At 62.3% G+C, this 6,393-nt stretch carries 10 protein-coding genes and 1 pseudogene; 5 read left to right on the forward strand and 6 right to left on the reverse strand.

Annotated features, from left to right (window positions below):
• Window positions 1–34: 34 nt before the first annotated feature.
• Window positions 35–754 (reverse strand): helix-turn-helix transcriptional regulator, encoded by a 720-nt coding sequence (locus tag AC1DTN_RS28045; protein WP_439015462.1) that lies wholly within the window; start codon window positions 752–754, stop codon window positions 35–37.
• An 84-nt stretch (window positions 755–838) separates the two neighbouring features.
• Here AC1DTN_RS28045 and AC1DTN_RS28050 point away from each other — a divergent pair, with 84 nt between their 5' ends.
• Complete coding sequence (locus AC1DTN_RS28050; RefSeq protein WP_477923547.1) at window positions 839–1,270, forward strand: RidA family protein; 432 nt, start codon at window positions 839–841, stop codon at window positions 1,268–1,270.
• Window positions 1,271–1,472: 202 nt separating this feature from the next.
• On the opposite strand, the pseudogene AC1DTN_RS28055 reads toward AC1DTN_RS28050, so the two are convergent.
• The 3 genes and pseudogenes from AC1DTN_RS28055 to AC1DTN_RS28065 form a co-directional block, all read right to left on the reverse strand.
• Window positions 1,473–1,757 (reverse strand): annotated as a pseudogene (locus AC1DTN_RS28055) (helix-turn-helix domain-containing protein); the annotation flags it as partial.
• Between the two features lie 91 nt (window positions 1,758–1,848).
• On the reverse strand, window positions 1,849–2,712 hold the full coding sequence (locus AC1DTN_RS28060) for a class I SAM-dependent methyltransferase (RefSeq protein WP_439015464.1): 864 nt from the start codon (window positions 2,710–2,712) through the stop codon (window positions 1,849–1,851).
• 35 nt (window positions 2,713–2,747) lie between these two features.
• Window positions 2,748–3,395 (reverse strand): TetR/AcrR family transcriptional regulator, encoded by a 648-nt coding sequence (locus tag AC1DTN_RS28065; RefSeq protein ID WP_113325720.1) that lies wholly within the window; start codon window positions 3,393–3,395, stop codon window positions 2,748–2,750.
• 73 nt (window positions 3,396–3,468) lie between these two features.
• On the opposite strand from AC1DTN_RS28065, the gene AC1DTN_RS28070 reads away from it, so the two are divergent.
• Genes AC1DTN_RS28070 through AC1DTN_RS28080 form a run of 3 tightly spaced genes read left to right on the forward strand, consistent with a single transcriptional unit; the run spans window position 3,469 to window position 5,021 of the window.
• Window positions 3,469–3,684, forward strand: coding sequence for a hypothetical protein (locus AC1DTN_RS28070; protein ID WP_162748203.1), 216 nt, complete (start codon window positions 3,469–3,471; stop codon window positions 3,682–3,684).
• The gene (locus AC1DTN_RS28075; protein ID WP_477923549.1) at window positions 3,677–4,570 is read left to right on the forward strand and encodes an NAD(P)/FAD-dependent oxidoreductase; all 894 of its coding nucleotides are present in this window, start codon (window positions 3,677–3,679) and stop codon (window positions 4,568–4,570) included. Before AC1DTN_RS28070 ends, AC1DTN_RS28075 begins: the two co-directional genes overlap by 8 nt.
• 10 nt (window positions 4,571–4,580) lie before the next feature.
• Entirely contained in the window at window positions 4,581–5,021 is a 441-nt protein-coding gene (locus AC1DTN_RS28080) for a RidA family protein (protein ID WP_439015466.1), read from the forward strand.
• An 89-nt stretch (window positions 5,022–5,110) separates the two neighbouring features.
• On the opposite strand, the gene AC1DTN_RS28085 is transcribed toward AC1DTN_RS28080, so the two are convergent.
• A complete protein-coding gene (locus tag AC1DTN_RS28085) occupies window positions 5,111–5,695 on the reverse strand; it encodes a glutathione binding-like protein (RefSeq protein ID WP_439015467.1) in 585 nt (194 codons plus the stop codon).
• 124 nt (window positions 5,696–5,819) lie between these two features.
• Between AC1DTN_RS28085 and AC1DTN_RS28090 the strand changes: the two genes are divergently transcribed.
• Entirely contained in the window at window positions 5,820–6,197 is a 378-nt protein-coding gene (locus AC1DTN_RS28090) for a winged helix-turn-helix transcriptional regulator (RefSeq protein ID WP_439015468.1), read from the forward strand.
• A gap of 12 nt (window positions 6,198–6,209) precedes the next feature.
• Here AC1DTN_RS28090 and AC1DTN_RS28095 read toward each other — a convergent pair.
• Window positions 6,210–6,393 (reverse strand): hypothetical protein (locus AC1DTN_RS28095; RefSeq protein WP_477923551.1); only part of this gene is annotated, 184 nt, incomplete at its 5' end.

Below are 6,393 nucleotides of genomic sequence, written 5' to 3' on the forward strand. Positions count from 1 at the left end.
CGCTACGTATAAAATGTTTCGACCTCGCTGATACTCAGCGCGCCATTTCGCTGAAAGGGCAAACATCATCTTCGAAAGGCACGTGCCTTCGACGAAACTGCGTGCCCTCCACAATCTCCGGCTTGCTGATCCGGTCCATGCGAAAGTGGCGGAAATCCTCGCGGGCGGCATCCCAGGCGACGAGATACCAAAGTGGCGGCAGGATGAGCATGGCCTGCGGTTCAACCTCGCGCAGTGTTTCCATCCCCTTGGCATCACGGTAGCGGAACCGAAGATGCAGCCGCTGGAGAAAACTCGTCTCGAAGGCTGGCAGCAGCCCGGAGTCGATCGAACCTATGTCCGAAATGTCCTGCTTGGGCGACAATTGCCCGACATACAGGCAGTCCAGAAGCCGGCGCAGGTCTCGCACCTTGTCTGCCGAAAGTGCCCTTTCGATCTTCGCGAGCCCCGCATCGGCGAGATCGGAGAAAGGAAGGGAGCGGCCCGCGCGCACGGCCGCAACGCTGATCAGGAGCGCGAATACCTCGGTCACGGAGAGCCGGGTGGTGGTCTGCACCGACTCCGGGTCAAGCTGCAGCCCGCCACCTCGGCCGGATTCGGAATGGATGAGGAAGCCCTGGTTACGCAGCGCTCCGATGTCGCGCAGCACCGTTCGCCTGGAAGCACCAACTTCCTCCGCCAGATCGTTGACCGTCGAGGTTCCGTTGCGCCGGAGGATACGCACGATGGCGTCGTGTCTGAGGCGGATGTTCATTTGCGTAGCCTAACACATTCGGTGCCAAAATTTGGCACCGATTTGCCCTAGGCAGGTCATGGCAACCCCACAAGGAGACAGACCATGACCTCCCTAGATCAAACACGCACGACCGCTGCAAAGCCGATCATCGTGAACCCTTCCCACCTGCACGACCCGACACCGAATGGCTACAGCACAGCGGTCATCACTCCTGCTGCCGGCCGGCTGGCCTTTATCTCGGGGCAAGGCGGGCAGAACCAGACCGGCGCTCTCTCGCCAGACTTCGCCACACAGGTGGGACAGGCCTATACGAACCTCGCCGCCGTGCTCGAAGCGCTTGGCGCACGCCTGGACCAGGTCGTGAAACTGACGGTTTACGTGGTCGACCACGATATGTCGAAGTTGGGCATACTGACGGAGAGCGTAACGCGGATGTTCCGCGATACGCTTCCGGCACAGACGCTGGTTCCGGTGCCGAAGCTCGCCATCGATCCCATGCTCTTCGAGGTTGAGGCTGTGGTTCTCCTGGATTGAGCGCCCGCCCGTGCAAATAATGGCTGGCCGGCTGCGCCTTTCCCGGCCAGCCGGACCGCCTGTCGAGCGACGCGCGGCCGGAGAACGTCAGCCGAGCCCCTCCTCCGCAAACGCCCGGATCACCGAAGGCAGCGCCCGCATGTGATCGAAGGACCTGCTGAGCGCCTCCGGCAGTTCGACGCCGCTCCTGGGCGCGACCATCAGCACCCAGCGCCGTCCGCTGCGCATCGTTCAAGCGTGACTTGGGTCCGGGAACCTTGCCATCGATCAGCCCGTCGGGGGCATTCGCATTGAACCGCAAGACCCAGTCACGCACGATCTGAAGGGTGACATTACCAAGACGCGCTGCATCCGAGCGCGAGCCTCCGCCATAGATCAAGGCAAGCGCCAAAAGACAACGCGCCTGCGCCGCATGCTTGCTCTTGCGGGCCAGACGCCGAAGACCTTCCGCGTCAAAATCCGCCCGCAATGAAATCGCTGCTCCCATCGCAAACCTCCCGTTTGCAACAGAGATTCTGATTCATCGTCATTTGGGAAACTCAAGTGTCTAACTCAGCAAGAGGGCGTATTAATCCGTGTCAGCTTGCCGGATTGCGCGCCGTGACGATCCACGCCGCACCGTCGATCATCACCGACCGCTCACCGGGGCAGCCCGCGAAGACGGCACGAACCGCAGCCGAGGCGCGGGCGCGGATATCGTCGGGCTGATCAGCGAGAGAGCGCGCCAGCGGGCCGACCTCGAGTGTCATCTTCACCGCGTCGTCGAGCGCCGCGTCCCGCGTCTCCCCCTTGCCGAACGGGATGGAGGCATCGAATGGCGCGATAGCGACATCGGTGAAGCCAGCCACCGTTAGAATACGCGCCACCCGCCCCTGGTCGCCAAACGAGAACGGGCCGGGGGCTTCGGGACCGGGCGGCGTCATCGGCGGGAGGATGCCCTTCATCGCGCCCATCGGCAAGCGCACCCAATCGTTCTCGGCCATGCCGCGCCAGCAGACGAAAGCGACCCGCGCGCCCGGCTTGAGCGCACGGCGCATATGAGTGAAGGCCGCCGTAGGATCGTCAAAGAACATCACTCCGAAGCGCGAGAACAGGATGTCGAACGCGCCCTGGGGCAATTCGGTGCTGCTGGCGTCGGCCACCTGGAACACGGCCGGCGTATCCTGCGGCGCTCGCGCGCGCGCTCTGCCGATCAGCGGTTCGGATATGTCCACGCCCAGCACATGGCCCCCCGCGCCGACGCGGGCGGCCAGATCCAGACTAGACGCCCCCGCGCCGCAGCCGACGTCCAGCACGCGTTCGCCCATGGCGGGCGCGGCGGCTTCTATCGCGGCCTGGCCGAACACCGCCATCATGGCATCGAGCCGGGCCTGGTAAGTGACCCAGCGCTCCCCGCTTTGGCCTTTCCAGTCGGCCACCTGATAAACATTTTTCTCCGTCATGCCATATCCTTTGTTCTTATCCGTTCTTAACCAGGCTATCCGCCCGCGTGGTCGTTCCCACCGTGTGCGGCGACGAACATGGCGACGGCGGACCGGCAATAGGATTCGATTTCGTTGTCGTCCTCTGCTCTCGCCTGATCGAAGCGTGCGATAATCAAGAGATCGGATCCTTTGATAAGCGCGGCAAACAAGCGGGCGGACCGGAGAGGATCGGGCACGTTCAGAACCGCCTTCGCGTGCAACTGACGCAACAGGGCCTCGATTTGGGCGATGACATAGGCGGGGCCGGCTTCGTAGTGGAGCTTGCTTAACGACTTTTGATTCGTCTTGTCGGCCATGATCATGGCTTCGACACTGCGGACGTCCGGGCTCAACAGCGTGCGAAGCAGGGATGTTCCCACCGCCATGAGCTGATCTTCTGCCGAACCGTCGACGCCTTCAATAAGAGCCTGTGGTGCAAACTGATGGCAGTGGGCCGCGATGGCCGCACTGAACAGCGCCTCCTTGTTCTCGAAGTGCCGATAGATGCTGAGCTTGGATATCCTCGCTCGCTGGGCGACCTTGTCCAATGTCGTCGCTTGGAAACCCAATTCCACAAAGAGTTCGCACGCGGCGTCGACTATCGTTTGGCCAAGCGCCTCGTTGGCGGGCCGGCCGCGCCGGCCCTGGCTGTTTTCGGTCACGACAAATCCAGTCCTTGACAGTATCCTAATTCTTGACTTACGATACCATATAGTATCTAAAAGGTGCAAGCCAATGCGTAGGTGCCCTCCAAATCAAGCTTCCCTTGGGCCGCCCGGCGATATCGAATGCGGCATCGTCCGGCCGGTCAACACAGTGATGGGCGACTTTCTCGTCGATGCCGAAGCCCTGCTCGCTGCCCGTCTCGAGCGCGTATCGCTGGACGATATTTCGCGCCAGGCCCAGCCCAACCCCTTCCATCCACACCACGGAGCTCATCACCATGGATGACGTCATCATCATCGGCGGCAGCTTTGCCGGTCTCGCCGCCGCCCTGCAGCTCGGCCGCGCCCGCCGCAAGGTCACCGTTCTCGATACCGGCCTGCCGCGCAACCGCTTCGCCGGCCACTCGCATGGCCTGCTCGGCCACGATCACAAGCCACCGCTGGACATCCTGGCCGAGGCGCGGCAGCAGCTGGCGCGTTATCCCACGGTCAAGCTGGTCAATGCCCGGGCCGACAGCATCTCCGGCACCATCGACGATTTCTCCGTCCTCACTGGCGATGGCGAAAGCCTTGGGGCGCGCCGCCTGATCCTGAGCTATGGCGTTGCCGACCAGATGCCTGACGTTCCGGGCTTTGCCGAAAGCTGGGGCACATCCATCGTGCCCTGCCCCTATTGCGATGGCTTTGAAGTCGCCGGCCAACATTGGGGCCTCGTCTGGTCCGGCCCGCCGTCGCACAATTATGTCAGGCTGTACCACGATTGGACCGACACATTGACCGTCTTCGCCGATGGTCACGACATTGCACCCGATATCCGGGCCGATCTCGCGCGCCGCAACATACCTGTCGTTGATGGCCGGATCACCGAAATCGCCCGTCACGGGGGCCATAATGCCACCGTCAAGCTCGATACCGCCCCCAATGTCGCAGTCGATATTTTGTTCGCGCATCCGCGCAACAAGCCGTCCGCAAGCCTGCATGAATCACTGGGACTCGCCACGGTCGATACGCCCCTCGGCATCGCCCTCAAGGTCGACGAGCGCCGCGAAACCAGCACGCCCGGCATCTACGCCGCCGGCGACCTCGCCAACCCAGCCATGGCCTCGGTCACCACGGCAACATCGTACGGCGCGACGGCGGGTATCTCCGCCCAGCAGTCGATGCTGGTTTGAGAAGACACACGTGGAGTTCGAACACGTCACTTTCGACCTACCACACGGCACCTTTCACGCGCTGCAGGGTGATGATCCCGATGGTCAACCGACGATCGTCTTGCACGGCTTCCCGGACCATCCGCCGACCGCGAAGCCCTTCCTTGCCGAGCTCGGCCGCCGTGGCGGTCAGGACCAGACCGGCGCTCTCTCGCCGGACTTCGCCACACAGGTGGGACAGGCCTATGCGAACCTCGCCGCCGTGCTCGACGCGCTTGGCGCCCGCCTGGGCCAGGTGGTGAAACTGACGGTTTACGTGGTCGACCACGATATGTCGAAGTTGGGCGTACTGACGGAGAATGTAACGCGGATGTTCGGCGATACGCTTCCGGCACAGACGCTGGTTCCAGTGCCGAAGCTCGCCATCGATCCCATGCTCTTCGAGGTTGAGGCTGTGGTTCTCCTGGATTGAGCGCCCACCCGTGCAAATAATGGCTGGCCGGCTGCGCGCCTTTCCCGGCCAGCCGGACCGCCTGTCGAGCGACGCGCGGCCGGGGAACGTCAGCCCAGCCCCTCCTCCGCAAACGCCCGGATCACCGAAGGCAGCGCCCGCATGTGATCGAAGGACCTGCTGAGCGCCTCCGGCAGTTCGACGCCGCTCCTGGGCGCGACCATCAGCACCCAGAACAGGTAGCAATCGGCAACCGTCATCTCGTCGCTGACAAGGAACGTCTTGTCGCCCATCTGCTCGGCCAGGATTGCAAAGGCCTGCGCGAGCTTTTCGCGAGCACGCTCCTTTTCCAGCTCGGGGAAATTCCTGAAGAAGGGCTGGTACCTTGAATGGATCTCGGAGGACATGAAGGCGAGCGCCTCGAGCGCCCGCCACCGAAGGATGGGATCTCCCGGCAGGAGCTTGCCGCTCTTCTCGGCGATATAGTTCAGGATGACCTGGTTCTCGGTCAGGATCGTTCCGTTCTCGAGTTCGAGCGTGGGAATATAACCCTTCGGATTGATCGAAAGGAAATCGCGGCCGTCCTCCGTCTTCTTGTCATGCTTGATGCTGATGAGCCTGTAGGAAAGCCCGGTCTCGATGAGCGCGATATGATCGGCCAGGCTGCAGGCGCCGGGATAGTAGAAGAGGTTCATAATGGTCTCCTGGTGGTGACCCATCTCCGCTTTTCCGCCGGGAGATAAGGTCTACAATGTTGACCACGGCCATTTATGAGACCTAAAATTATCCGTCAAAAGCATATCTTTGGGAGCTGGTCAGATGGATGTGACTGCCAGGCCGGCAGGAGCCGACTGCAGAGGTGTCAGCGAGATCCTCAGCCGGGTCGGCGACAAATGGACGATCCAGGTCGTCGTCGCACTTCGGCTGGGTGCGCGACGGTTCAATGGGCTGAAGCGCGAGGTTGGCGGCATTTCGCAGCAGATGCTGACGCGGACGCTAAAGACGCTGGAACGCGACGGCATGATCAAAAGAACCGTTCACCCCAGCACCCCGCCGCAGGTCGAATACACGCTGACGCCGCTCGGGCACTCCCTGTCGGAAACCGTGCGGCAGCTCGCCGACTGGGCGGCCGAAAACAGGCAAAATATCGAGGATAACCGCCTGAGCTACGACACCAGTCGGGAGGAGGAAGTCTAGAGCCTTTCCTGGTCAGATTGCAGCATTCTGCCGGAGCAGGTTTTCGTCAGGGCAAAGGCGATTGGCGAAGGGCATACCCCTCGGTACGTCCGAGCCGATCGCCTTTGATCCTGGCGGAAAGATGCCCGGCCCTAGCTGGTTTGCAAGCAAACCACCGGGGTTGGCTGAAACGGGTCGCCTGATCGATCGGCCGGCT

It is taken from the genome of Rhizobium sp. 01T444 (assembly GCF_056398305.1).